Genomic DNA, 1,018 nt, shown 5'->3' on the forward strand with positions numbered 1-1,018 from the left:
GTTAGCGGGTCAGTATCCACTAACAAGTTAAAGTTATGCATTTCATCAGAGCGATATGAGCTAAAACTTTTTTCACTTAGAGAGTCTTTTAGAAGTTTAGCGGTATCTCTGGTGTCGCTAATATCTCCGCTGTTAGCGGCGTTGATAAAGTCTTGTTCTATTGGTGAATTTTGATAGTCGAGAACGTCAGAGTTAAAAGACTCTCCGTAAAGCTGTCGCTGGCCACTATTTATTGCAAGATAGATCTTGTCGGGCTTATCGCCTCGGTTGAAGGCAATCAAAGCAGGGTTGTGAGCGGACGCGTTAAACTTTGAAGCTGAAGCAACACCGGTTCCGCCCATAGCCATGGAACGAGGGTCTAAAAATACTTTGTAGCCACTTAGTGCGGTTGAGCTATAAGCGAGACAAACTAAGCAAATGGCAAAGTTTGATAAGCTGAAGGTGGATCTGAAATTCATTATTTCCTTGTTCCTTGAGCGGGTCCTGACTAGTTAACTTATGCTGGCTAACGGTACGGTGACTGTACGTAGCTTGATCCGTAGAGGCAATTTTAACGGAAAGTCGAAAGTGACAACGACGGGCACGTCACGCTTTGTAACATAATGTCCAAATTCGTGGTAATTTTTTTGGCTTAACTGTGCTTATGTATTGAAGTCATTTAATGACTCTGTATTGCCGCCTAACAACCTTATTTGCCGCTTAGAGCTATGAAAACGGCAAGCGCTCTCCTGAATTGCTGCAAATTTTACAGTAATGACTTGGCACAGGATTTTCATAGTGATTATGAAAAACTCAGGTATTTGGCTCTTATTAACGCATTTAAGTATCTGTTGTTCGGGGTGTCTCGATGCGATCTTCGCTCACCATTTACTGGGAACCTAGTTTGATATGCTTGCTTTGAAGAATCTAGTCATTTTTTGTTTACTAACCGCTGCGCTCTGCTTTTCTCCGGCTCATGCCCATAAATATAAAGATAAGAATAGTGTGGGTACGATGAAGAAAGAGGAGAAGGAGCCGA

Annotated in this window: 1 protein-coding gene; it reads right to left on the reverse strand. The window is 42.2% G+C overall.

The features are described from left to right. The coding region (locus tag A3766_RS24905; protein ID WP_156509117.1) for a hypothetical protein at nt 1-458 on the reverse strand (458 nt) is incomplete at its 3' end. Nucleotides 459-1,018: the final 560 nt, after the last annotated feature.

It is taken from the genome of Oleiphilus sp. HI0132 (assembly GCF_001635845.1).